We start from the raw sequence: 23,068 nt of genomic DNA, 5'->3' as shown, positions 1-23,068 counted from the left end.
GCGACCGCACGGCACGCGCGGGCCCTCAGCCCATGTCTGCCTTACCCCGCAGCCAGTCGAGGTCCACCGGCTGCCCGTCGCCCCGGTCGTCGAGATGCGGCACCACGGCGATGGCTCCGTCGAAGTCGCGCCCGGTATGGTAGGCCCCCGGCGTCACCAGCGTGGCCAGCCCCGCGCCGCGCGCGGCCTTCAGGCTGGGCGGGCTGTCCTCGATGACCACCGGTGCGGTCACGCCCAGCCGCTCCATCGCCAGCTGGTAGGCCTCGGGGTCGGGCTTGCCCGCGCTAACCATGTCGCGCGTGATGATCAGGTCGAACATCTCCGGCTTGAGATGGTCGGAGGCCGAGGCGAGCAGCGCGTCGACATTGTCCGAGGAGGTCGTCGTGACGAAGGCGGTTGGGATATTGTTCTGCCGTGCCTCTCGCAGCAGGCGCACGACGCCGGGGCGCGGCTCCAGCGGGTCGTCCTTGAGGCCGGTGTCGAAGATCTGGGTCTTGCGCATGTGCAGCGCCTTCACCTGCTCCTCGCTGAGGTCGAGCCCGGCGCGCGCGGCCTCGTCGCGGATGCGGTTGGCGCCTCCGCTGCTGCCCAGGAGGTCGCGGTACTGCGCCTCCTGCCATTCGAGGGCGACGCCAGCTTCGGAGAAGGCGCGGTTGAAGGCCTGGCGCTGGCGTTCGGAGGTTTCGGCGATGGCGCCGATCGAGCCGAAGAAGAGGGCGTCCATGAGGGGTCTCCTGTCAGATGGGTCCCCCCGTCACCTAGGCTCGGAGGGGCTGGCGACCATTGCAGGATGCTACGCGCGCTCGGGGCGCAATGTCGCATCGAGATAGGCGAGCACGGTGTCGAGGGCCGCGCGGGTCGGGTGGCCCGCCTCGTCCACGAAATGTGCGGTCAGCACGGCGTGGCCGCGTCCGGGCAGGGTCGTGGTCTCGACGCGCGTGCGGTCGTCGTTGAAGGCGGCGTCGATGGCGGCGAACTTCGCGGCCCGGCACAGCGGATCGCCCTCGAAGCGCAGGGCCCGCATCGGCGGCTTCACGTCGAGCGCCGCGCGGCTGGCGGCGATGTCGCCCGCGCTCATGTGCAGCGCGTCCTGCCGCGCGATGGGCAGGGAAGGCTGGCTCGCCACCGCCGCGGCCACGCTGTCCTCGGCGATCAGGGTCAGCGCGAAATTGCCGGTCAGGCACATGCCGATCACCCCGACCGGCCCGCCGAGTTGGGCGCAGAGCGCGCGCAGCCAGTCCACCACGGGGCTGGAGCGATCGCGCGCGAAGACCGCGAATTCGCGGCGCAGGCACAGGACCCGCAGCGTGTTGCTCAGCATCGCGCTGCGCCCCCAGGGACCGAAGAGGTGGGGGACGTGCACGCGGAACCCCGCTGCCGCCAGACGCCCGGCCAGGGCCAGCAATTCGGGCGTGACGCCCGGCAGCTCCTGGATCAGCACCATATCGGGGCCTTCGCCCAGCGTGTGGACCTGCCGCGTCAGGTCGCGGCCCGCGACGGGCGCGGTGAAGGGGGCCTTGCTCCAGCCGTCGGGCATGATGTCGCCTCCGATGGACACCGGCGGTGCCGGTGCTAGTCTGTGCCGCAGCCATCAGACTATCAGGCACCGGCCTGGACGAAAGGGCATTCCATGAGCGCGCAGAAGACCAAGTTCGGCACCAGCCAGTCCGTCCGGCGGACGGAGGACACCCGCTTCCTGACCGGGGCGGGCAATTACGTCGACGACAACGTGCCCGACGGTGCGCTCTTCGCCACCTTCGTCCGCGCGCCGGTCGCGCATGGCACCATCGCGTCGCTGGATGTGGAGGGGGCGCGAGGGCTGAAGGGCGTGGTCGCGATCTACACCGCCGCCGATCTCGACGGGAAGCTGGTCAACGAGATGGACTTCTCGGTGGTGAAGAACCGCGACGGCTCGAAGGGCGCGGCGCCGGTGCGGCCCATCCTCGCCGTCGACCGCGTGCGCTATGCCGGGGAGGCGGTGGCGGTGATCCTGTCGGAGACGAAGCGCGCGGGGCAGGACGCCGCCGAACTCGTCATGGCCGATTATGACGACCTGCCCGTGCATCTGGAGACGGCGGTGGGCGGCGAGGCGATCCACGCGGAGGCACCCGAGAACCGCGCCTATGACTGGGCGCATGGCGACGAGGCGGCGACCGAAGCCGCCTTCGCCGGGGCCGCGCATCACGTGACGCTGGAGCTGATCGACAACCGCGTCTTCGCCAACGCGATGGAGCCGCGCGGATGCTTCGCCGAGATGCAGGGCGACCGGCTGCATGTCGCGGTGAACGGGCAGGGGGTCTGGGGTCTGAAACGCGCGCTGGGCAAGAAGCTGGGGCTCGACCGCGACGCCGTGCGGGTGACGAACCCGGATGTCGGCGGTGGCTTCGGGATGAAGAGCTTCGACTACCCCGAATATTTCCTCTGCGCCTTCGCCGCACGCGAGCTCGACCGCCCCGTGCGCTGGATGGCCGACCGGGGCGAGGGGCACCTGACCGACAGCGGCGGGCGCGATCTGGTGACGACGGCCGAGGCGGCCTTCGACGCGGATCACCGGCTCAAGGCGCTGCGCTTCCACACCGTCAGCAATCTGGGCGCCTACAACTCGCCCAACGCGCAGATGATCCAGTCGGACCTGGCGCTGAAGGTCATGCCGGGTTGCTATGACGTGCAGACCACCTTCTTCCATGTCGAGGGGGTCTATACCAACACCACGCCCATCGACGCCTATCGCGGCGCCGGGCGGCCCGAGGCGATCTACGCGCTGGAGCGGCTGATGGACCTCAGCGCGCGGGAGCTGGGCGTCAGCCCGGTGGAGCTGCGGCAGAAGAACTTCATCCCGCGCGAGCGCTTTCCCTACACCTCCGCCAGCGGCGAGACCTACGACGTGGGCGACTTCCACCGCGTGCTCGACCGCGCGCTGGAGGAAGCGGACATTGCCGGCTTCAACGCCCGCCGTGCGGCGAGCGAGGCGCAGGGCAAGTATCGCGGGCTAGGGCTGTGCTACTATATCGAGAGCATCCTCGGCTCCCAGACCGAGAACACGAAGATCGAGTTCGGCGACGATGGCCGCGTGAACCTCTATGTCGGCACGCAGTCGAACGGGCAGGGGCACGAGACGGTCTTCGCCCAGATCCTGCACGCGCGAGCGGGCATTCCCTTCGAGAAAATCAACTTCGTGCAAGGGGACTCGGACCTGATCGCCAAGGGCGGCGGCACCGGGGGCTCCCGCTCCGTCACCATGCAGGGCAACTCGATCAACGCCGCCGCCGACGAGATGATCGCGAAGTTCCGCCCGCTCGCGGAGGAGGAGCTGGAGGTATCCGCTGCCGATCTCGATTTTTCGGACGGGGCGTTCCGCGTGGTCGGCACCGACCGGGAGGTCACGCTGATGGCGCTGGCCGAGACGGCGCGCAAGGCCGGGCGGGCCGAGTTGCTGGTCACGGATCTGGAGAACACGGTCGGCGCCCGCTCCTACCCCAACGGCGCGCATTTCTGCGAGGTCGAGGTCGATCCTGACACCGGCAAGACCACGGTGGTCAAATACACGGTGGTCGACGATTTCGGCGTGCTGATGAACCCGATGCTGGCCGAGGGGCAGGTGCATGGCGGCGTCGCGCAGGGCATCGGCCAGGCGATCACCGAGCAGGTGGTCTACGATGCGGACGGGCAGCTTCTGTCGGGCAGCTTCATGGATTACGCGATGCCGCGCGCTTATGACGTGCCGTGGATGGAGTTCCATGCCGAGCTGGTGCCCTCGACGGCCAACGAGATCGGCATGAAGGGCTGTGGCGAGGCGGGCACGGTCGGCGCGCTCGCCGCCGTGACCAATGCCGTGCTCGACGCGGTGTGGGAGGCGGGCGTGCGCCATATCGATATGCCGGTCACGCCGGTGCGCATGTGGGAATGGCTGTCGCAGGCGGAGGCGCCGCTGGCGGCGGAATAGGGCTTGAGTCAGCAGGAAGCCGGAAGCGATCCAGGCTTCCGGCCCCCCTTGCGATCGATCGATTCCCGCTAACGGGGCGCGTCGTCCGCTGTCCCTTCGGATCGCGCCGTCTCGGGCAGGAACCGTAGGTGTCGCATCAACGCAGGGCGGGGCCGAAAGGTTCAAACGGTCAGGATCGCGCCGCCCTCGTCCCGTTCCAACGTGAATTCGCGGCCCATCCGCTCGGCATGCAGGCGGGCGATGGGAAAATGGACCTCGCCCGCGCGGACGGTGTCGAACCCCGCATTGCCCAGCAGCCCGTCCCACAGCGCCTCCTGCCAGCGCAGCCGCTCGGCCCGCATGTCGAGCCGCACCTCGCGCGCGCCCAGCGTCAGGGTCAGCGTGCCGCCGAAGGGCATGGCCCCGTCCGCGCAGAGCAGCGCGAGGGTCGCGAGCTTGGCGCGCGCGGCGCATATGGATGCAGGCTCGATCTGGACGGCGAAGCTCAGGCGCGGTCGATCGAATGCGGATTCGAACAGGGCGGACAGCTCCGCCCCGCCCTTGCGGGCCTCGGAATTGGCGGTGCCGAAGGCGAGGCGCAGCAGCTTCAGTTTCAGGCCCGCGGCCCTTGCACTCTCCCCGATCAGGCCCATCTCGGCCCCCTGAGGCGGCCCGGCCATCGCGCCCATCAGTTCGATCCCGTTGTCGATCGCGCCGATGGGGCTGATCAGGTCGTGACAGATCCGCGAGGTGACGAGGCCGATCAGGTCGTCCTCGTCCAGCTGGGTCGCGGGGGCGGGCCGATCATGCAGGGAGAGAAGCGACATGAACGAATTCCTCGAACCGGGGGCCCTGGTGCGACATCCGGACGAGCCGGACTGGGGCGTGGGCCAGGTGCAGTCGGTCATCGGCCGACGGATCACGGTGAATTTCGAGAACCGCGGCAAGGTCCTCATCGATGGCGACAGGATCATACTGCGCCAGATCCACCAGGAAAAGTAAGCTCTCGTTAACCCTGCCCTGTAAAGGTTAACGAACTCTTACGTGCAGGCCCGATCCGGCAAGCCGTTGCCTCCGATCCGCGCGATGCGTAGGTTGCGCGCGGTCCGGGCCGCGCGAAGCGGGCCGGTGCACCTCCCGGAGGACGCGGATGCAGGTCGAAACCCAGCGATACGAGGTGCGCCTCGCGCGCGACGCGGACGAGATCCGCGCCGCCCAGCGCCTGCGCTACATCGTCTTCGTGGAGGAGCGCGGGGCCGAGGCCGCCGAGGCCGATCACGAGGCCCGGCTGGAGAAGGACGCCTTCGACGCGCATTTCGACCATCTGCTGCTGATCGACCACGCCGCGCCCCGCGACGGCGACCTGCACGTGGTGGGTGTCTACCGCCTGCTGCGCGGGGCAGTGGCGCAGGCGGGTCCGGGCTTCTACGGCCAGCACGAATACGACCTCGACCCGCTGCTGCGGCTGGATCGCGAAGTGGTCGAATTGGGCCGCTCCTGCGTGCATCCCGCCCATCGCGGCGGGGCGGCGATGCACCTGTTGTGGCAGGGGCTGGGCGCCTACGTGATCCGCAACGGCATCGGGATCATGTTCGGCGTGGCGAGCTTTCCCGGCACGGATGTCGCGGCGCTGGCGCAGCCGCTGTCGCACCTGCATCACGCCCATCTCGCGCCGCCCGAGCTCAGGGTGCGCACGCTCGACCGGCATCATGTCGACATGGACATCCTGCCGCCCGAGGCGATCGACCGGCGCGAGGCGATGCGGATGATGCCGCCGCTGATCAAGGCCTATCTGCGGCTGGGCGGCGTGGTGGGCGACGGGGCCTATGTCGACCGGGATTTCAACACGGTCGACGTCTGCCTGCTGATGGACACGGCGCGCATGACGGCGCGCTACCGCGACATGTACTCGCGCAACGTCTCGGCATGAGCGCGGCATGAGCACCTGGCAAGGACCGCCGCCGCCCGTGCTGCCGCAGGCGGGTCCGCTGCGCAAGATCGTGGCGGGCGCACGCGGTGCGGTCGTCTTCGCATGGCTGGCGCTGATGATCGCGATCTACCTGCCGCTGAAATGGGCCGAGCCGCTGACCGGCCGCTGGCGTCCGCGCTACGCGGTCATGCGGACCTGGGCGCGGGTCTCGCTGCGGCTGATGGGGCTTCGGCGCGTGGTGCACGGGGCTCCCGCGCGCGGCGTCGCGCTGGTCGCGAACCATTCGAGCTGGCTCGACATCATGCTGTTCTGCTCGATCGGGCGGGTGGCCTTCGTCGCGAAGTCCGAGGTCGCGGGCTGGGCCGGCGTGGGTTGGTGCGCGCGGATGATGGACGCAATGTTCGTGGAACGCCGCGCCGCCGCCGCCGCTGCCCAGACCGTCGAGATGTCGGAGCGTCTGGCGCGCGGCCAGCAGCTCCTGTTCTTTCCCGAGGGGACCAGTACCGACGGGCAACGCGTGCTGCCGTTCAAGTCCTCGCTCTTTGCCGTGTTCGACGCGATGGGCGCCGACGCGCCGGTGCAGCCTGTCGCGGCGCGCTACGTCGCGCCCGAAGGGATGCCGCCCGACTTCTACGGCTGGTGGGGCGACATGAGCCTCGGCGGCCATGCTTGGCAGATGCTGCAATGGTCCTGGGGCGGGGTCGTGCATCTCGATTTCGGCCCGGTGCTCGACCCCGCGACCGCCGGGGGGCGCAAGATGCTCGCCCGGACCAGCGAGCAGCACGTGCGCGAAGGCTGGGCCGCTCACGGACCCGTGGTCGCGGTCGAGGGAACTCCCTGACCCGATCCCGCGTCTTTCCCTTGATACCCGTTAAACGGACCGAGGAGACGCAGACATGAACCGCACCCTTGCCGCCTTGCTGACCGGCACGGCCTTCGCCGCGCTGGCCGGACCCGCTGCCGCGCAGAACGTCGCGCTGGTGATCGGCAATTCCGACTACGAGAACGCCGACACGCTGCCCGATGACGAGCATGACAGCCTGGTCAGCGCCTATACCTCCGCCGGGTACGAGGTGGTCGAGGGCGAGAACCTGTCGCGCTCGGACATGTTCAACCTGCTGCGCGACTATCTCGACCGGGCCGAGGGCGCCGACCGCGTGGTCGTCCACCTCAACGGCGTGACGGTCACCACCGATAACGAGACCTGGTTCCTGCCGGTCGACGCGCGCGACGACACGATCGTGCGCACCGCGCTCAGCGCGCCGACGCTGGACCTGTTCCTCTCCTTCGCGGCGGACGCGCAGGAGCATGGCGCGGTTTTTGTGGGCACCGATGCCGATGCGGGCTTCGAGGCCGATGATTTCGAGGGCGGCGTGGGCAGCATCTACACGCCGCGCGACACGATCTTCCTCAGCGGCGAGATCGATGTGATCGCCGATCTGGTGCGCGACGAGGCGCTGTCGCCGGGTATGACCCTGCGCGATCTGGTGCGCGACCTGCCCGATGGCGTCCAGCGTTCCGGCTTCGGCCCGCGCGGGGCCGTGCTGGTGGACGAGCGTCAGAGCTCGCAGCCCGATCCCGAGCCGCTGCCGCAGGTGGTCGAGACGCCGGTCCCCCAGACCCCGCAGCAGCCCGAGCCGCGCAACACGGCGGAGGAGACGGAGGACGCGCTGAACCTGACCCGCGCCCAGCGCACGGAGATCCAGGAGGACCTGACGATCCTGGGCTACAACACGCGCGGCGTGGACGGGATCTTCGGCTCCGGCTCCCGCTCGGCCATCGCCGGGTGGCAGACGCAGCAGAACTTCACCTCCAACGGCTTCCTGACCCGCGGCCAGATCGACCTGCTCGCCGTGCAGGCCGACAACCGCCGCGCCGAACAACAGGCCGAGCAGCAGCGCCAACAGGCCACCGCCCAGCGCGAAGACCGTGCGTTCTGGGAGGCGACGGGCTCCAGCGGCAACGAGGCCGGCCTGCGCCGCTACCTCGAACGCTATCCGAACGGTGCCTTCGCCGAGCAGGCGCGCCAGCAGCTGAACCAGCTGGGCAATGCCCGCGCGCAGGAGATCGAGCGCGAGTGGAACGAGACGTTGAACGCGAACACGATCGACGACTACGAAGATTTCATCGAGGATTATCCCAACAGCGACTTCGCCAACACGGCCCGCGCGCGCATCAACGACCTGCGCGCCGCGCAACAGCAGGCGAACCAGAACAACAACAACAATAACAACGGCAACAACGGCAACGCCGGCGGCAATCAGGATGCCACCGCACAGGCGCAGGCCGAGGAGAACGCGCTGGGCCTCAACTCGATCAACCGCGCGCTCGCGCAGATCCGGCTGCAGGCGCTGGGCTACCAGGTTGGCAACGTCTCGGGCAGCTTCGACGCGCAGACCCGAGAAGCCTTGGCCGCGTTCCAGCGCGATTACGGCCTGCCCGCGACGGGCTACATGAACCCGGCGACGGTGCGCCAGCTGATCACGCTGCAGGGCAACTGAGCCGAGTGACGAATGTTCGAGGAAGGCCGCTTTTCGAAGCGGCCTTTTTCATGCGTGTCTTGCGTGCTATGCAAGGTCCCACGCCCCGAACCTGACAGGGGCGATGGAGTGTTCATGTCTACGATTGCGGTCCGCCGCTAGGTCCATCTGAAGGACCTCCCCACCGATCGGACTTCCGCGCGCGATGCCGGAAGCCCGTCGTGCTGACATGACGTCCGAAAGACACTCCATTGAATATCTCGAAACACGAACAGCGCGTGCTGCATGTGCTCGCGCAGGGCGGGGCCATCCGCTTCGACCGGCTGCCGAGCGGCAAGATCCGCGACATCCGCTGCATGACCCGCGAGGGGCACCTTCTCAGCGATTGCGACATGCGGGTCTTCGACCGGCTGTTGAAGCGGCGCTTCATCCGCTCCGTCGGTGGGCGGCCCTACCGCGTGACGCGGGCCGGGCTCGCGGCCGTGCACGCGCAACCCGACAACCGATGAGGAGGGTAGACATGACCTTCGCAATTCATCCGACCGCCGAGGCGGACATCCCCGATCTGGCCCGCGTGGTCACCGAAACCGACCTGTTCCCGGCGGCGTTGCTGCCGGGACTGCTGGCGGAGGCGGGGGAGGCCCTGTGGCTGAGCCTGCACCGCGACGGGGCGGCAGTCGGGCTCGTCTTCTGCGTGCCCGAGCCACTGACCGAGGGCACGTGGAACATGCGGGCCCTGGCCATCCGTCCCGATATGCAGGGGCGGGGGCTCGGCCGTGCACTGGTCACGGCCGCGGAGGGCAGGCTGCGCGCGGACGGCGCGCGGCTGATGATCGTCGATACGTCCGGCACGGAGGGTTTCGCGGCGACGCGCGCCTTCTACGCCCGCGTCGGCTACGAGGCGGAGGCACGCCTGCGCGACTTCTGGGCGCCTGGCGACGACAAGGTCACGTTCCGCAAGGCGCTGACCGCCTGATGCCGTCCTGCTGAACCGGGGGAGGCCGCGTCGTCGGGCGCGGCCTTTTCCAGACCCCGGCGCCGACGCGGACCTCGCGCGATCGCGTCACGCTCAAAGCACCGCCCGCGCGCCGATCCGGCACCTTATGTCAGGGGGCGAAGCGCTTGACGATGGCCGCGTCCGTCTCGCGATAGGTCTCGAACCCCATGGCACTGTAATAGCCCAGGCCCTGCGCGTTCGTCCGCCCGATGAACGCTTCGATGAAGGGCAGGCCGACCGCCGCCCCGCGCGTCACGTCGAACAGGCCGCGACCCAGCCCGCGTCGGCCTGCATCGGGATGGACATGCGTGCCGATGATCCCTCAGCCGACCGGCGTGTCCCACGGATTGCCCGCCCGCGCGCGGCTCAGCGACTGGAAGCCGAGGACCTGCCCCGCGCCGTCGAGCGCCACGGTGCAGGCGATGCGATCGGGATTCGCGATATAGTTGTCGTTCACGAAAGCCGGATCGGCGGGACGGGTCCGCACTCCGTCGTCGCGCAGGCGTTGCAGCATCGCGCACATGCCGTCGAGATGCGCAGGCGCGGCGGCGACATATCGGATATCGGTCATCGCGGCGGTCCCCTTGCAGATCATCCATCGAGTCCGTGCGCGGACCCTGTGCAAAACTGCAAAAGCCGCCCCGATCCGGGACGGCTTTCGCGAAATCTCGAGTCTTGCCCGATCTCAGCCCTGGCGGGCCTTGAAGCGAGGCTGGGTCTTGTTGATCACGTAGACCCGGCCCTTGCGGCGCACGACGCGGCAATCGCGGTGGCGCTGCTTGAGGGAGCGAAGCGAGTTCTTGACCTTCATCTCTGACTCTCCTGTCTCAGCGGCGCGGCGAGCGCCTTTGGTTGCATTGCCCCCGTCGCGCGTCGGCGGGGGCGGGAATTGGATGGTGGGCGTAACTGGGATTGAACCAGTGACCCCTTCGATGTCAACGAAGTGCTCTCCCGCTGAGCTATACGCCCATCCGTCCGTCGGAGCGTGGCCCCTTCGGAAGTGAGGCGGTAATTGCCATGTCCCGCGGGGGGCGTCAACAGCCCTTTTTGCGATCTTCGGACCGTGTGTCGGGCGGAACTGAACGCCCGGCTTTCGCGCGCTTGATACCAGATATCACGACGCTCGCACTGGCCCCGGCGACGATTCGGATTACGCTGGGTCACGACACCCCGGCCCCAAGACCGGACAGGAGGAAAGGTGCCCATGCTGGACAAGACCGAGCCGAGCTTTCGCCAGTCGGTAGACATGATGTTCAACCGCGCGGTCGCGCTGATGGACCTGCCGCCCGGCCTCGTGGAGAAGATCCGCGTGTGCAACGCGACCTACACGGTGCGTTTCGGCGTCAGATTGCGCGGCGACATCCAGACCTTCACCGGCTACCGCGCCGTGCATTCCGAGCACATGGAGCCGGTGAAGGGCGGCATCCGCTATGCGAGCAACGTGCACCAGGACGAGGTCGAGGCGCTCGCCGCGCTGATGACTTACAAGTGCGCGCTGGTCGAGACGCCCTTCGGCGGCTCCAAGGGCGGGCTCGCCATCGACCCGCGCGACTGGGAGGAGGACGAGCTGGAGCGGATCACCCGCCGCTTCGCCTACGAGCTGATCAAGCGCGACCTGATCCACCCCTCGCAGAACGTGCCCGCCCCCGACATGGGCACCGGCGCGCGCGAGATGGCCTGGATCGCCGACCAGTACCGCCGGATGCACACGACCGACATCAACGCGCGCGCCTGCGTGACCGGCAAGCCGCTGAACGCGGGCGGCATCGAGGGCCGGGTCGAGGCGACGGGCCGGGGCGTGCAATACGCGCTGCGCGAATTCTTCCGCCACCCCACCGACGTCGCGAAGGCCGGGATGGAAGGCAAGCTCGACGGCAAGCGCGTGGTGGTGCAGGGCCTCGGCAACGTGGGCTACCACGCCGCGAAGTTCCTGTCCGAGCAGGACGGGTGCCTGGTCACCTGCATCATGGAGCGCGACGGCGCCATCATGGACGAGGCGGGCCTGAACGTGGAGGACGTGCGCGCCCACATCCTCAAGACCGGCGGGGTCAAGGGCTTCCCCGGCTCCACCTTCGAGGAGAACGGTGCGAAGGGGCTCGAGCTCGATTGCGACATCCTGGTGCCCGCGGCGCTGGAAGGGGTCATCAACCTCTCCAACGCGCGCGACGTGAAGGCAAAGCTGATCATCGAGGCGGCGAACGGTCCCGTGACCGCCGGGGCGGACGAGATCCTGCGCGAACGCGGCTGCGTCATCATCCCCGACATGTACGCCAACGCGGGCGGCGTGACCGTCTCCTATTTCGAGTGGGTCAAGAACCTCAGCCACATCCGCTTCGGCCGGATGGAGCGGCGGCGCGAGGAGGCGCGGCACGCGCTTCTGGTCGAGGAGCTGGAAAGCCTGCAGACCGCGGCGGGCAACAACCTCGTGCTGTCCGAGAAGTTCAAGAAGGAGTATCTCGAAGGGGCGGGGGAGCTGGAACTGGTCCGCTCCGGCCTCGACGACACGATGCGCTCCGCCTACCAGTCGATGCAGGCCATCTGGCACGAACGCCAGGACGTGACCGACCTGCGCACCGCGGCCTACCTCGTCAGCATCGGCCGCGTCGCGTCGAGCTACGTCTCGATGGGGCTCTAGGAACTGCAGGCCGGCATGATTTCCCTTGCGCGTCCGCGCGCAGGGGCTTTCCTGGGCGCATGGTGAAACTCGTCCTCCTGCACAAGGCCGACTCGATCTACGAGGATGTGCCGGATGTCTGCTACGATTTCCCGCGTGCATATCTGAAGGCGATGCAGGAGGCCGTCGGCGACTGGATCGTCTATTACGAGCCGGTCAAGGCGGGGCCTCGCGGCTATTTCGCCGTCGCACGGATCGACAAGGTGATCCCGAAGCCGGGTGTGGAGGGGCGCTTCCTCGCCCTGATCGCTCCCGGCTCCTTCCTCCAGTTCGACCGGGAGGTGCCGCGTCTCGTCGATGGCCGCCCGATGGAGACGGCCCTGAGCGAACCCGACGGCAATCCGAAAAGGGGCGGACTTGCGCAAAGCGCGGTGCGCCGGTTGCCCGACGCCGACTTCGCCCGCATCGTCAATCGGGGCCTCCCGCAGGATCTGGAGCGGATCGAGGCGACGCGCTACGACCCGCACCCGCCCGGTCTCGCCGAAGGGGCCGAGCCGTTCGAGCGCCCGGTCCTCGAACGGCTGACCCGCAGGCCCTACCGCGATGTCGCCTTTCGGCGAAAGGTGCGCGAGGCCTACGGCTATCGCTGCGCCATGTCCGGGCTGATGCTGCGCAATGGCGGCGGGCGGCCCGAGGTGCAGGCCGCGCATATCCGGCCGGTCGAGCATGAGGGCAGCGATTCCGTGCGCAACGGGCTGGCGCTGTCGGGCACGCTGCACTGGATGTTCGATCGCGGCCTGATCTCGGTCGCGGAGGATTGCGAGACCATCCTCGTCTCCCGCAACAAGGTGCCGCGCGACGTGTCCGACCGCTTGCTGCCGCCGGACGTCAAGCTGATCCGCCCCGCCGACCCGCGTGACGCGCCGCATCCCGAAAATCTGCGCTGGCACCGCGAGAACGTGTTCGGCTCCGCGCCCGCCGATAACGGTCCTCTCTGGCAATAGGCAAGACGGATCATCCGTGCCTTGTCCTTCCGCATCGGGCGCATCATGGTGCGCGCCATGACCGATGCCGATCTCACCTACCGCTCGCCCAACCACAACGACCGGCCCGACGGGGCCGTGCCGCGGGTGATCGTCATCCACTACACGGCGATGGACAGTGCCGAGGCGGCGATGGAGCGGCTGTGCGCGGAGGAGTTCAAGGTCTCCGCCCATTGGCTGATCTGCGAGCGGGGGAAAGCCTACGCGATGGTCGACGAGGAGCGGCGGGCCTGGCACGCGGGGATCGGGCGCTGGCGCGACTGGGAGGACGTGAACGCCGTCTCCATCGGGATCGAGCTTGCCAATCTGGGCGACCGGCCCTTTCCGCAGGCGCAGATGCAGGCGCTGGAACGGCTGATCGACGCGATCCGGGGGCGCTGGAACATCGCGGCGGAGGATGTGATCGGCCATTCGGACCTGTCGCCGGGCCGCAAGGAAGACCCCGGCCCCCGCTTCGACTGGGCGCGGCTGGCGCGCGCGGGTCGCGCGGGGCAAGCGGGGCAGGGCACGGCCGACCGGGTGGACATGGAGAGCTTCCTCGCCCGCGCCCGCGCGGCAGGCTGGACGGCGGATGGCGACGAGGACGATGCGGACATCCTCGACGCCGTGCGCCTGCGCTTCCGCCCCTGGGCGCGGGGCCGGGTGTTGCAGCGACAGGACATCGAGGTGCTGCCCGAATCGTCCTGACTGGCGCGAGGCCCCGGTCCGCGCTATCGTTCCACCCGTGCCCCAGGACGACCGGCGAAAGATCGGCGCGCGCGCGGCACGGGCAGAGTTCGAGGCAGGCAGATGACCGACATGGTGTTCGGGGCGCAGGACGTGCCCCTGGAGGAGCCGATTCTCTCCCGCTGGTGGCGGACGGTGGATCGCTGGAGCCTGTCGGCGGTGTTCATTCTGTTCCTGCTGGGGCTGCTCTTGGGCCTCGCCGCCTCTCCGCCGCTGGCCGCGCGCAACGGGCTCGACCCGTTCCACTACGTCTCGCGGCAGGCCTTCTTCGGCTCGGTCGGGCTGGTGGCCATGCTGGTCGCGTCGATGATGAGCCCGCGCGACCTGCGCCGCTGGGCGGTGATCGGCTTCGCCGGGGCGTTCGTGGCGATCCTGCTGCTTCCGGTGCTCGGCACCGATTTCGGCAAGGGCGCGACGCGCTGGTATTCGCTGGGCTTCGCCAGCGTGCAGCCGTCGGAATTCCTCAAGCCGGTCTTCGTCGTGACCTGCGCCTGGCTGATGGCGGGGGCGATGGTGCGCGGGGGGCCTCCGGGGCGGCTGCTCTCCTTCGGGGTGGCGGTGACGGTGGCCGGGTGCCTTGCCCTGCAACCCGATTTCGGACAGGCGAGCCTCATCCTCGCCGCCTGGGGGCTGATGTATTTCGTGGCCGGCGCGCCGATGCCGCTGCTTCTGGGACTGGCGGGCGCGGTGGTCGCCGCGGGCACCTTCGCCTACGAGAACTCCGAGCATTTCGCCCGGCGCATCGACGGCTATCTCAACCCGAATATCGATCCCACGACGCAGATCGGCTACGCCACCGCCGCGATCCGCGAGGGCGGGTTCCTCGGCGTCGGCATCGGCGAGGGGCAGGTGAAGTGGCGGCTGCCGGATGCGCATACCGACTTCATCATCGCGGTGGCGGCCGAGGAATACGGCCTGCTGCTGGTCTGGGTCATCATCGGGCTGTTCCTGTTCATCACCCTGCGCGCCCTGATCCGCGTCAGCCGGGAGCGCGATCCCTTCATCCGGCTGGCGGGCACGGGGCTTGCCGCGCTGTTCGGGATGCAGGCGATCATCAACATGGGCGTGGCGGTGCGCCTGCTGCCCGCCAAGGGGATGACGCTGCCCTTCGTCAGCTATGGCGGCAGCTCGGTCGTCGCTGCCGGGATCGCGCTGGGGATGCTGCTGGCGCTGACCTGTCGCCGCCCGCAGGACGATCTGGGCGATGCGGTTGGACTTCACGGGTAAGACGCCCATCTTGCGCTGAAAGATCGCGGGGGCGGTGCCGCCCGCGACGGGGACGACCGACTAGATACGAGAGAACATGCGCAAACTGGTGATCGCCGCCGGGGGGACCGGTGGCCACATGTTTCCCGCACAGGCCCTGGCGGAGGAGATGCTGCGCCGCGGCTGGACGGTGAGCCTGAGCACGGACGCGCGCGGGGCGCGCTATGCCGACAACTTCCCGCCCGCGGTGAAACGCGAGGTGGTGCGCGCGGCGACGCCCGCACGCGGCGGCATCGCGGGCAAGCTCGGCGCCCCCTTCGCCATCGCGCGTGGCGTGCGCGAGGCTATGGCCGCCATGCGCGCGGAACGACCCGCGGCGGTGGCGGGCTTCGGCGGCTACCCGGCCGTGCCCGCGATGAGCGCGGCCAAGCTGATGGGCATTCCCGCCCTGATCCACGAGCAGAACGGCGTGCTGGGCCGGGTCAACCGCCTCTTCGCCCCGCGCGTGGCGCGTGTCGCCTGCGCCGTCTGGCCGACCGAACTGCCGAAGGGCGCGCAGGCCGAGCATGTCGGAAATCCCGTGCGCGACGCTGTGCTGACCGCGGCGGAGGCGTCCTACGAGGCGCCCGACGACGGTCCGCTCTCGGTGCTGGTCATCGGCGGCTCGCAAGGGGCCGCGGCCCTGTCGCGCCTCGCGCCCGAGGCGCTGGCCGGCCTGCCGCACACCGTGCGCGAGCGGCTCAACGTCTCCCACCAGGCGCGGGAGGAGGATCTGGCGCGGGTGCGCGAGACCTATGCCGAGGCGGGCATCTCCGCCACCGTGCGCCCCTTCTTCGACGACGTGCCCGCGCGGCTGTCGGTGGCGCAACTCGTCATCAGCCGGGCGGGGGCCTCCTCGGTCGCCGATATCGGCGTGGTGGGCCGCCCGTCGATCCTGATCCCGCTGCCCTCGGCCACCGACGACCACCAGACCGCCAATGCCCGCGGGCTGGTCGAGGCGGGGGCCGCCGTGCTCTGCCCCGAAGGCGATCTGACGTCCGAGAGCCTGCGCACCGAAATCGCCGCCATCCTCACCGATCCCGCGCGCGCCACGGCGATGGCCGAGGCCGCGCGCACCCATGCCAAACCCGATGCCGTGACGCGCCTCGCCGATCTGGTCGAGCGCATCGCCGATGGAGAGACAGAATGAACGACCGCCCCACCCGCCTGCCGCAGGATATCGGCTCGATCCACTTCGTCGGTCTGGGCGGCATCGGCATGTCCGGCATCGCCGAGGTGATGCTGAACCACGGCTACGACGTGCAGGGCTCCGATCTCAAGGACGGCCCGATCCTGGAGCGTCTGCGTGAAAAGGGCGCGCGCACCTTCGTCGGCCAGTCCGAGGACAACCTCACGAATGCCGAGGTCGTCGTCGTCTCCACCGCCATCAAGAAGGGCAATCCAGAGCTCGACGGCGCGCGCAAGCGGGGCCTGCCCATCGTGCGCCGGGCGGAGATGCTGGCCGAACTGATGCGGCTCAAGTCCAACATCGCCGTCGCGGGCACGCACGGAAAGACCACGACCACCTCGCTGGTCGCGGCCATCCTCGACGCGGGCGGGGTGGATCCCACGGTCATCAATGGCGGGGTGATCCACGCCTATGGCTCGAATGCGCGCATGGGCGAGGGCGACTGGATGGTCGTCGAGGCGGACGAGAGCGACGGCACCTTCCTCAAGCTGCCCGCGACCATCGGGATCATCACCAATATCGACCCCGAGCACATGGACCATTACGGCAGCTTCGACGCCATCCGCGATGCGTTCGACAGCTTCGTGTCCAACATCCCCTTCTACGGGGCCGCGGTGATCTGCATCGACCATCCCGAATGCCAGTCGCTGAAGGGCCGGGTGATCGACAAGCGGGTCATCACCTACGGGTTCAGCCTGCAGGCCGACATCTGTGCGGTGAACCTGCACTATGACGGCCCCGTCGCCTGTTTCGACGTGATCGCGCGGCATCGCCACGGGGAGCGGCGGATCGAGGGCCTGCGCCTGCCCATGCCGGGCGAGCACAACGTGCAGAACGCACTGGCGGCGGTGGCCGTGGCGCTCGACCTCAAGATCCCCGACGAGTCGATCATCAAGGGCCTCGCGGGCTTCGGCGGGGTCAACCGCCGCTTCACCCACGTGGCCGAGGTCGGCGGCGTGACCATCATCGACGATTACGGCCATCACCCGGTCGAGATTTCCGCGGTGCTGCGCGCGGCCCGCAACGCGACGAAGGGCAAGGTGATCGCGGTGCACCAGCCGCATCGCTACAGCCGCCTGGAAAGCCTGTTCGAGGATTTCTGCACCTGCTTCAACCAGGCGGACGTGGTCGGCATCTCCTCGGTCTATGCCGCCGGGGAGGACCCGATCCCCGGCGCGGGGCAGCAGGACCTGGTGGACGGGATCAAGGCGCATGGCCACCGCGACGTGCGCGCGGTCGATGCGCCGAAGGGCCTGCCCGCCTTCGTGCGCGAGGTGGCCGAGCCCGGCGACATGGTGGTGTTCCTCGGTGCCGGCACGATCACGCAATGGGCCCACGCGCTGCCGCGGAGCCTGACGTGATGGCGTTGCAGTTTATCGCTGAGGGCAGCCCCCGACCGCGGGTGGGGGTGAAGCCCCCGCCCGGGGGGGCGGTCGGGGGCTGCCCGGCGGTGCCCGCCGGGCTGATCCTTGCGGAATGCGAGGCGCACGAGGATGTCTGATATCCTCTCCCGCCTCCCCGAGGTCCGCGGCCGCTACATGGAAGACCGCGACATGTCCGCGATGAGCTGGCTGCGCACCGGCGGCCCGGCGGACGTGCTCTACATGCCCGCCGACCCGGACGACCTCTCCGATTTCCTCAAGGGCTGCCCCGAGGACGTGCCGATCCTGCCGGTCGGCGTCTGTTCTAACATGATCGTGCGCGACGGCGGCATCCGCGGCGTCGTGATTCGCATGGGTCGCGGCTTCAACGGCGTGGAGGTCGAGGGCACAAGCGTGCGCGCGGGCTGCGCCGCGCTCGATGCGCAGGTGGCCAGGCGCGCGGCGGAGGCAGGCGTCGACCTCACCTTCCTGCGCACCATTCCCGGCGCCATCGGCGGCGCGGTGAAGATGAACGCGGGCTGCTACGGCACCTACATGGCCGACGTGGTCGTGGAGGCCGAGATCATGCTGCGCGGCGGCGACGTGGTGACGATTCCGGCGGACGAGCTGGGCTTCGCCTACCGCTCCTCCGCGCTGCCCGACGGCGCGGTGGTCCTCTCGGTGCTGATGGAGGGCGGGAAGGGCGATCCCGACACGCTCGCCGCGAAGATGGAGGAGCAACTCGCCAAACGGGCCGAGAGCCAGCCGGTCGACGACCTCTCCTGCGGCTCGACCTTCCGCAACCCGGCGGGGTTCTCCTCGACCGGGCAGGCAGACGACGTGCACGACCTCAAGGCGTGGAAGGTCATCGACGACGCGGGCTGCCGCGGCCTGACGCAGGGCGGCGCGATCATGTCGCCCAAGCACCCCAATTTCCTGGTCAACACCGGCACCGCCACCTCCGCCGATCTCGAAGGTCTGGGCGAGGAAGTGCGAAAAAGGGTTTTGGCCCATTCGGGGATTGAGCTACAGTGGGAAATCATGCGGATAGGAGAACACTCCGGCGCATGACGCGACCCCGGACGAACCGGGGCGAAAAACACCAGAGGCGGTCATGTCGAGCAGTGGACAGACCCGCATCGCAGTCCTTCTGGGCGGCCCTTCGGCGGAGCGTGAGGTTTCGCTGGTCTCGGGGCGTCTATGTGCGGCTGCATTGCGGGAAGACGGTAGCGAAGTCATCGAGATCGACGCGGGCCCCGACCTGGTCGAGCAATTGCGCGCGGCGAAACCCGACGTCGTCTTCAACGGCCTGCACGGCCGCTGGGGCGAGGATGGCTGCGTCCAGGGCCTGCTGGAATGGCTGCGCATCCCCTACACCCATTCGGGCGTGCTGGCCTCCTCGCTGGCGATGGACAAGCTCAGGACCAAGGCGGCCTACCGCACGGCGGGCCTGCCCGTGGCCGACGACCGCCGCGTGACCAGGGCCGAGGCGATGGCCGACCACCCGCTGCCGCCCCCTTACGTCATCAAGCCCTATAACGAAGGCTCCTCCGTCGGCATCTACATCGTGCAGGAGGGCGCGAACGGCCCCGCACAGATCGACGAGAACATGCCCGACATGCTGATGGCCGAGGCCTTCGTGCCGGGGCGTGAGCTGACCGTCTCCGTCATCGAGGAGAACGGCGCGCCGCGCGCGCTGCAAGTTACCGACATCATCAGCAATACCGGCTGGTACGATTACGAGGCGAAATACGGTGATGGCGGCTCGCGCCATGTCGTGCCCGCCGAGCTGCCCGAGGAGATTACCGCGCTCTGCCGCGACTACGCCCTGCGCGCGCATCAGGTGCTGGGCTGCCGCGGCGTGTCGCGCACCGACCTGCGCTGGGACGAGAGCCGCGGCCCCGACGGGCTGATCCTGTTGGAGACCAATACCCAGCCGGGCATGACGCCGACCTCCCTCACCCCCGAGCAGGCGGAGGCGGAGGGGATCTCCTTCGCCGCACTCTGCCGGATGCTGGTGGCGGACGCCTCATGCGACCGGTGAAGCGGGATTATGCCCCCTCCCGCCTGCGCTACCGCCTCGCGCGGTGGTGGCTCAGCCCGCGGGTCAAGGCGCTGGTCAAGCGCTGGCTGCCGCTCGGCCTCGTTACCGGCGCGCTGGCGCTCGCCGCGCTGAACCCGGCCAACCAGGCGCGGGCATTGGGACTCTGGACCGATCTGCGCGCGGGGGTCGAGGCGCGACCCGAATTCGCAATCGAGGGCCTGCGCATCGACGGCGCGGGGCCGGAGCTGTCGGCCCGGATCGAGGCGGCGCTCGACCTGACCCTGCCCGAAAGCTCCTTGCGGCTCGATCTGCGGGCGGCCCGTGCGCGCATCGAGGCGCTGGCCCCGATCGCGCGGGCGGAACTGTCGGTCCGCGATGATCGCCAACTGCATGTCCGCGTCCGCGCCCGCACCGCCGTCGCCGTCTGGCGCAGCCACGAGGGCCTGTTCGCGCTGGACGGGGAGGGCGTGAACATCGGCCCGGTGCCGACGCGCGACACCCTGCCGGACCTGCCCCTGATCGTCGGGCGCGGGGCGGATGCCCATGTGGCCGAGGCGGTGTCGCTGGCGCAGGCGGCGGGCCCGCTCGCCCCCCGCATCACCGGGCTGGTGCGCATCGGCGAGCGGCGCTGGGACGTGGTGCTCGACCGCGGCGCGCGGATACTGCTGCCCGAGGACGGGGCGGTGGATGCGCTGATGCACGTGCTCGCCCTGCATCTGAGCGAGGAAGTGATGGAGCGCGACATCGTCACGCTCGACATGCGCAACCGCGCGCGGCCGACGCTGCGGCTGGGCACCCACGCGGTGTACGAGATGCGGCGCGTGCGCGCCATGCAGACGGGGGAAGACGCATGAGCCAGAGCCTGTTCCAGAGCCAGCGCATCATGCGCGACCGGCGCGAGAGCGCGCTGCGCAAGGGCCTGGTCGCGATCGTCGATCTGGGATCGTCGAAGATTTCGTGCCTGATCCTTCAGGTCGATCCCGCGCTGCTGCGGGCACCGCGCGCGGACGGGGTCGGGCGGCTCGACGGGCAGGCGGGCCTGCGCGTCATCGGCGCGGCCACCACCCGCTCGCGCGGGATCGAACTGGGCGAGATCGCCTCTATGGACGAGGTCGAGCGCGGCGTGCGCACCGTGATCGCGGGCGCGCAGAAGATGGCGGAGGTCCGCGTGGATCACGTCATCGCCTGCTATTCCGGCGGGCAGCCTCGCTCCTACGGCATCCTGGGCGAGGCCGAGGTCGAGCATGGCGAGGTCAGCGAGGCCGATATCGGCGCGGCCCTCGCCGCGGGCGACGTGCCCGATTACGGCGCGGCGCGCGAGGTGATCCACGCGCTGCCGGTTAACTTCATGCTCGACCAGCGCAGCGGCCTGACCGATCCGCGCGGGCTGACCGGATCCCGGCTCAGCGTCGACATGCACATGATGACCGTCAGTCAGGAAAGCATCCTCAACCTCGTGCAGGTGATGCGCCGCTGCGATCTGGAGCTGTCGGGGCTGGTCCATTCCAGCTACGCCTCGGGGCTCGCCGCGATGACCGAGGACGAGCTGGAGCTGGGCGGCGCCTGCATCGACCTCGGCGGCGGCTCGACCGGCATCTCGATCTTCATGAAGCGGCAGATGATCTATGCCGACGCGGTGCCGCTGGGCGGCGATCACGTCACGCGTGACATTTGCGCGGGGCTGGAGATCGCGACCCACACGGCGGAGCGGACCAAGACGCTGCAAGGCGGACTGGTCGCCACCTCCCGCGACGACCGCGACCTGATCGAGCTGCCGCGCGACGCGCATGACGACGCGCCGGGGCGGCAGATGATCTCCCGCGCCGAACTCATCGGCGTGATGCGCCCACGGGTCGAGGAGATCCTGGAATCGGCGCGCGACCGGCTCGACGCCGCCAGCTTCGAGCACATGCCCGGACGGCGCATCGTGCTGACGGGCGGCGGCAGTCTCATTCCGGGGCTGGAGGAGGTCGCGGCCCGCATCCTGGGCCGTCAGGTCCGGCTGGGCCGTCCCATGCGCATCCCCGGTCTGCCGCAGGCGCAGACGGCCGCGCAGTTCTCCGCCGCGGTCGGGCTGGCGCTGCATCTCGCGAAGCCCCAGGACGAATGCTGGGATTTCGAGATGCCCGCCGACCGATCGGGCCGTCAGCGCATCCGCAAGGCGATGCGCTGGTTCCGCGACAACTGGTGATTGAATCGCGGGCGATCTGCCATACGCATGCCATACGCTTTCCATACGGATCGCAGACCGCGATTTTCCGCCGAACCTGCCTTGTTTTCGCCCAAAACAAGGCAGCCTTAACCTATTTCTCCGTGACCGATTTATACCTTTGCGCTACCCTGCGAATCAGCAGGGGTCCCGATCCAAACGAGGACGCCGCGTAGGTAGAGCAGAGCAAACACAGGCGGATCACACCATGAGTCTGAATCTTCGGATGCCCGAGCAGACCGAACTGAAGCCGCGCATCCTCGTCTTCGGGGTCGGCGGCGCAGGCGGCAATGCGGTCAACAACATGATCGACAAGGCGCTGGAAGGCGCGGAATTCGTGGTCGCCAACACCGACGCGCAAGCCTTGCAACAGGCCAAGGCGCTGCGCCAGGTCCAGCTGGGCGCGCAGGTGACGGAAGGCCTGGGCGCAGGCGCGAAACCCACCGTGGGGGCCGCCGCGGCCGAGGAGAGCATCGAGGAGATCGTCGATCACCTCGCGGGCTCGCACATGTGCTTCATCACCGCCGGCATGGGCGGCGGCACCGGCACGGGCGGCGCACCGATCATCGCGCAGGCCGCGCGCGAGATGGGCATCCTGACCGTCGGCGTCGTGACCAAGCCCTTCACCTTCGAGGGCTCCAAGCGCATGAAGCAGGCCGAGGCCGGCATCGCCGAGCTGCAGAAGCATGTCGACACGCTGATCATCATTCCCAACCAGAACCTGTTCCGGCTGGCCAACGAGAAGACGACCTTCACCGAGGCGTTCATGATGGCCGACGACGTGCTCTACCAGGGCGTCAAGGGCGTGACCGACCTGATGGTGCGTCCGGGCCTCATCAACCTCGACTTCGCGGACGTCCGCTCGGTCATGGACGAGATGGGCAAGGCGATGATGGGCACCGGCGAGGCCGAAGGCGAGAACCGCGCGGTCGAAGCGGCCGAGCGCGCCATCGCGAACCCGCTGCTCGACGAGATCAGCCTGAAGGGTGCGCGCGGCGTGCTCATCAACGTGACCGGCGGCACGGACATGACGCTGTTCGAACTGGACGAAGCGGCGGGCCGCATCCGCAAGGAAGTGGACGAGGACGCGAACATCATCGTCGGCTCGACGATGGACCCGTCGCTCGACGGCGTGCTGCGCGTGTCGGTCGTCGCAACCGGCATCGACGCCGCGGCCCAGGTCGCGCCCGAGCCGAAGGTCGTGGTGGCGGAGCCCGCGCCGGATCCGGAGGTCGCACAGGTGATCGAGGAGCCCGCGGCGGTGGCACGACCGGCGCCCGAGGCCGCGTCGCAGCGCCCGACGACCGT

Annotated in this window: 24 protein-coding genes and 1 tRNA gene; 18 read left to right on the top strand and 7 right to left on the bottom strand. The window is 69.2% G+C overall.

The window, feature by feature from the left end; translation table 11 throughout:
• Positions 1-25: 25 nt before the first annotated feature.
• On the bottom strand, positions 26-724 hold the full coding sequence (locus RX333_RS13905; RefSeq protein WP_316015555.1) for an HAD-IA family hydrolase: 699 nt from the start codon (positions 722-724) through the stop codon (positions 26-28).
• 69 nt (positions 725-793) lie between these two features.
• Positions 794-1,537 (bottom strand): dienelactone hydrolase family protein, encoded by a 744-nt coding sequence (locus RX333_RS13900; protein WP_316015554.1) that lies wholly within the window; start codon positions 1,535-1,537, stop codon positions 794-796.
• Positions 1,538-1,630: 93 nt separating this feature from the next.
• Between RX333_RS13900 and RX333_RS13895 the strand changes: the two genes are divergently transcribed.
• Positions 1,631-3,943 carry a xanthine dehydrogenase family protein molybdopterin-binding subunit gene (locus RX333_RS13895; RefSeq protein WP_316015553.1) on the top strand — a complete coding sequence of 771 codons (2,313 nt, stop codon included), beginning with the start codon at positions 1,631-1,633 and terminating at the stop codon, positions 3,941-3,943.
• Positions 3,944-4,104: 161 nt separating this feature from the next.
• On the opposite strand, the gene RX333_RS13890 is transcribed toward RX333_RS13895, so the two are convergent.
• The gene (locus RX333_RS13890; RefSeq protein WP_316015552.1) at positions 4,105-4,749 is read right to left on the bottom strand and encodes a histidine phosphotransferase family protein; all 645 of its coding nucleotides are present in this window, start codon (positions 4,747-4,749) and stop codon (positions 4,105-4,107) included.
• Here RX333_RS13890 and RX333_RS13885 point away from each other — a divergent pair.
• The 6 genes from RX333_RS13885 (at position 4,748) to RX333_RS13860 (ending at position 9,308) form a co-directional block, all read left to right on the top strand.
• On the top strand, positions 4,748-4,924 hold the full coding sequence (locus RX333_RS13885; protein ID WP_316015551.1) for a DUF3553 domain-containing protein: 177 nt from the start codon (positions 4,748-4,750) through the stop codon (positions 4,922-4,924). The genes RX333_RS13890 and RX333_RS13885 overlap by 2 nt on opposite strands.
• A 148-nt stretch (positions 4,925-5,072) precedes the next feature.
• Complete coding sequence (locus tag RX333_RS13880) at positions 5,073-5,852, top strand: GNAT family N-acetyltransferase (protein ID WP_316015550.1); 780 nt, start codon at positions 5,073-5,075, stop codon at positions 5,850-5,852.
• 7 nt (positions 5,853-5,859) lie between these two features.
• A complete protein-coding gene (locus RX333_RS13875; protein ID WP_316015549.1) occupies positions 5,860-6,693 on the top strand; it encodes a lysophospholipid acyltransferase family protein in 834 nt (277 codons plus the stop codon).
• Positions 6,694-6,748: 55 nt separating this feature from the next.
• Positions 6,749-8,353 carry a peptidoglycan-binding protein gene (locus tag RX333_RS13870; RefSeq protein ID WP_316015548.1) on the top strand — a complete coding sequence of 535 codons (1,605 nt, stop codon included), beginning with the start codon at positions 6,749-6,751 and terminating at the stop codon, positions 8,351-8,353.
• A gap of 230 nt (positions 8,354-8,583) precedes the next feature.
• Positions 8,584-8,841, top strand: a complete 258-nt coding sequence (locus tag RX333_RS13865; RefSeq protein WP_316015547.1) for a YjhX family toxin — start codon at positions 8,584-8,586, stop codon at positions 8,839-8,841.
• 11 nt (positions 8,842-8,852) lie between these two features.
• Positions 8,853-9,308: a GNAT family N-acetyltransferase gene (locus RX333_RS13860; protein WP_316015546.1), complete on the top strand. Its 456-nt coding sequence runs from the start codon at positions 8,853-8,855 to the stop codon at positions 9,306-9,308.
• Positions 9,309-9,438: 130 nt separating this feature from the next.
• On the opposite strand, the gene RX333_RS13855 is transcribed toward RX333_RS13860, so the two are convergent.
• The 4 genes from RX333_RS13855 to RX333_RS13840 form a co-directional block, all read right to left on the bottom strand.
• Positions 9,439-9,585, bottom strand: coding sequence for a hypothetical protein (locus RX333_RS13855; RefSeq protein ID WP_316015545.1), 147 nt, complete (start codon positions 9,583-9,585; stop codon positions 9,439-9,441).
• A gap of 66 nt (positions 9,586-9,651) precedes the next feature.
• On the bottom strand, positions 9,652-9,900 hold the full coding sequence (locus RX333_RS13850; protein ID WP_316015544.1) for a hypothetical protein: 249 nt from the start codon (positions 9,898-9,900) through the stop codon (positions 9,652-9,654).
• 114 nt (positions 9,901-10,014) lie between these two features.
• Positions 10,015-10,140 (bottom strand): type B 50S ribosomal protein L36, encoded by a 126-nt coding sequence (gene ykgO / locus RX333_RS13845; protein WP_024810264.1) that lies wholly within the window; start codon positions 10,138-10,140, stop codon positions 10,015-10,017.
• Positions 10,141-10,223: 83 nt separating this feature from the next.
• Positions 10,224-10,298 (bottom strand) — tRNA-Val (locus tag RX333_RS13840).
• 235 nt (positions 10,299-10,533) lie between these two features.
• Between RX333_RS13840 and RX333_RS13835 the strand changes: the two genes are divergently transcribed.
• The 11 genes from RX333_RS13835 to ftsZ all read left to right on the top strand — a co-directional run.
• On the top strand, positions 10,534-11,964 hold the full coding sequence (locus RX333_RS13835; protein WP_316015543.1) for a Glu/Leu/Phe/Val dehydrogenase: 1,431 nt from the start codon (positions 10,534-10,536) through the stop codon (positions 11,962-11,964).
• 59 nt (positions 11,965-12,023) lie between these two features.
• Complete coding sequence (locus RX333_RS13830; RefSeq protein WP_316015542.1) at positions 12,024-12,947, top strand: HNH endonuclease; 924 nt, start codon at positions 12,024-12,026, stop codon at positions 12,945-12,947.
• 57 nt (positions 12,948-13,004) lie between these two features.
• On the top strand, positions 13,005-13,673 hold the full coding sequence (locus tag RX333_RS13825; protein ID WP_316015541.1) for an N-acetylmuramoyl-L-alanine amidase: 669 nt from the start codon (positions 13,005-13,007) through the stop codon (positions 13,671-13,673).
• Positions 13,674-13,775: 102 nt separating this feature from the next.
• Positions 13,776-14,939: a putative peptidoglycan glycosyltransferase FtsW gene (locus RX333_RS13820; RefSeq protein WP_316015540.1), complete on the top strand. Its 1,164-nt coding sequence runs from the start codon at positions 13,776-13,778 to the stop codon at positions 14,937-14,939.
• A 76-nt stretch (positions 14,940-15,015) separates the two neighbouring features.
• Complete coding sequence (gene murG, locus RX333_RS13815; RefSeq protein WP_316015539.1) at positions 15,016-16,107, top strand: undecaprenyldiphospho-muramoylpentapeptide beta-N-acetylglucosaminyltransferase; 1,092 nt, start codon at positions 15,016-15,018, stop codon at positions 16,105-16,107.
• Positions 16,104-17,507, top strand: a complete 1,404-nt coding sequence (murC, locus tag RX333_RS13810; RefSeq protein WP_316015538.1) for a UDP-N-acetylmuramate--L-alanine ligase — start codon at positions 16,104-16,106, stop codon at positions 17,505-17,507. The genes murG and murC overlap by 4 nt, the downstream gene beginning before the upstream one ends.
• Positions 17,508-17,639: 132 nt before the next feature.
• Positions 17,640-18,578 (top strand): UDP-N-acetylmuramate dehydrogenase, encoded by a 939-nt coding sequence (gene murB, locus RX333_RS13805; RefSeq protein WP_316015537.1) that lies wholly within the window; start codon positions 17,640-17,642, stop codon positions 18,576-18,578.
• Between the two features lie 43 nt (positions 18,579-18,621).
• A complete protein-coding gene (locus tag RX333_RS13800) occupies positions 18,622-19,551 on the top strand; it encodes a D-alanine--D-alanine ligase (RefSeq protein ID WP_316015536.1) in 930 nt (309 codons plus the stop codon).
• Positions 19,539-20,405: a cell division protein FtsQ/DivIB gene (locus RX333_RS13795; protein ID WP_316015535.1), complete on the top strand. Its 867-nt coding sequence runs from the start codon at positions 19,539-19,541 to the stop codon at positions 20,403-20,405. The genes RX333_RS13800 and RX333_RS13795 overlap by 13 nt, the downstream gene beginning before the upstream one ends.
• Positions 20,402-21,742, top strand: coding sequence for a cell division protein FtsA (gene ftsA, locus RX333_RS13790; RefSeq protein ID WP_316015534.1), 1,341 nt, complete (start codon positions 20,402-20,404; stop codon positions 21,740-21,742). The genes RX333_RS13795 and ftsA overlap by 4 nt, the downstream gene beginning before the upstream one ends.
• Before the next feature lie 226 nt (positions 21,743-21,968).
• A partial coding sequence (gene ftsZ, locus RX333_RS13785; RefSeq protein WP_316015533.1) for a cell division protein FtsZ occupies positions 21,969-23,068 on the top strand: 1,100 nt, incomplete at its 3' end.

The sequence above is a fragment of the Roseobacter sp. HKCCA0434 genome (genome assembly GCF_032464675.1).
In the GTDB taxonomy this organism is placed as follows: domain Bacteria; phylum Pseudomonadota; class Alphaproteobacteria; order Rhodobacterales; family Rhodobacteraceae; genus Pontivivens.
The sequence above is the reverse complement of the archived record's forward strand: the minus strand, read 5'-3'. Positions and strand labels throughout refer to the sequence as shown.

Excerpts from the sequence above, each read along its gene's own strand:
- murG (WP_316015539.1), top strand. The coding sequence starts at position 15,016 with ATGCGCAAACTGGTGATCGCCGCCGGGGGGACCGGTGGCCACATGTTT.
- RX333_RS13835 (WP_316015543.1), top strand. The coding sequence starts at position 10,534 with ATGCTGGACAAGACCGAGCCGAGCTTTCGCCAGTCGGTAGACATGATG.
- murB (WP_316015537.1), top strand. The coding sequence starts at position 17,640 with ATGTCTGATATCCTCTCCCGCCTCCCCGAGGTCCGCGGCCGCTACATG.
- RX333_RS13880 (WP_316015550.1), top strand. The coding sequence starts at position 5,073 with ATGCAGGTCGAAACCCAGCGATACGAGGTGCGCCTCGCGCGCGACGCG.
- RX333_RS13895 (WP_316015553.1), top strand. The coding sequence starts at position 1,631 with ATGAGCGCGCAGAAGACCAAGTTCGGCACCAGCCAGTCCGTCCGGCGG.
- RX333_RS13885 (WP_316015551.1), top strand. The coding sequence starts at position 4,748 with ATGAACGAATTCCTCGAACCGGGGGCCCTGGTGCGACATCCGGACGAG.
- RX333_RS13850 (WP_316015544.1), bottom strand. The coding sequence starts at position 9,900 with ATGACCGATATCCGATATGTCGCCGCCGCGCCTGCGCATCTCGACGGC.
- RX333_RS13900 (WP_316015554.1), bottom strand. The coding sequence starts at position 1,537 with ATGCCCGACGGCTGGAGCAAGGCCCCCTTCACCGCGCCCGTCGCGGGC.
- RX333_RS13800 (WP_316015536.1), top strand. The coding sequence starts at position 18,622 with ATGTCGAGCAGTGGACAGACCCGCATCGCAGTCCTTCTGGGCGGCCCT.
- RX333_RS13860 (WP_316015546.1), top strand. The coding sequence starts at position 8,853 with ATGACCTTCGCAATTCATCCGACCGCCGAGGCGGACATCCCCGATCTG.
- RX333_RS13905 (WP_316015555.1), bottom strand. The coding sequence starts at position 724 with ATGGACGCCCTCTTCTTCGGCTCGATCGGCGCCATCGCCGAAACCTCC.
- RX333_RS13825 (WP_316015541.1), top strand. The coding sequence starts at position 13,005 with ATGACCGATGCCGATCTCACCTACCGCTCGCCCAACCACAACGACCGG.
- RX333_RS13830 (WP_316015542.1), top strand. The coding sequence starts at position 12,024 with ATGGTGAAACTCGTCCTCCTGCACAAGGCCGACTCGATCTACGAGGAT.
- RX333_RS13795 (WP_316015535.1), top strand. The coding sequence starts at position 19,539 with ATGCGACCGGTGAAGCGGGATTATGCCCCCTCCCGCCTGCGCTACCGC.
- RX333_RS13870 (WP_316015548.1), top strand. The coding sequence starts at position 6,749 with ATGAACCGCACCCTTGCCGCCTTGCTGACCGGCACGGCCTTCGCCGCG.
- murC (WP_316015538.1), top strand. The coding sequence starts at position 16,104 with ATGAACGACCGCCCCACCCGCCTGCCGCAGGATATCGGCTCGATCCAC.
- ykgO (WP_024810264.1), bottom strand. The coding sequence starts at position 10,140 with ATGAAGGTCAAGAACTCGCTTCGCTCCCTCAAGCAGCGCCACCGCGAT.
- RX333_RS13820 (WP_316015540.1), top strand. The coding sequence starts at position 13,776 with ATGACCGACATGGTGTTCGGGGCGCAGGACGTGCCCCTGGAGGAGCCG.
- RX333_RS13875 (WP_316015549.1), top strand. The coding sequence starts at position 5,860 with ATGAGCACCTGGCAAGGACCGCCGCCGCCCGTGCTGCCGCAGGCGGGT.
- RX333_RS13890 (WP_316015552.1), bottom strand. The coding sequence starts at position 4,749 with ATGTCGCTTCTCTCCCTGCATGATCGGCCCGCCCCCGCGACCCAGCTG.
- ftsA (WP_316015534.1), top strand. The coding sequence starts at position 20,402 with ATGAGCCAGAGCCTGTTCCAGAGCCAGCGCATCATGCGCGACCGGCGC.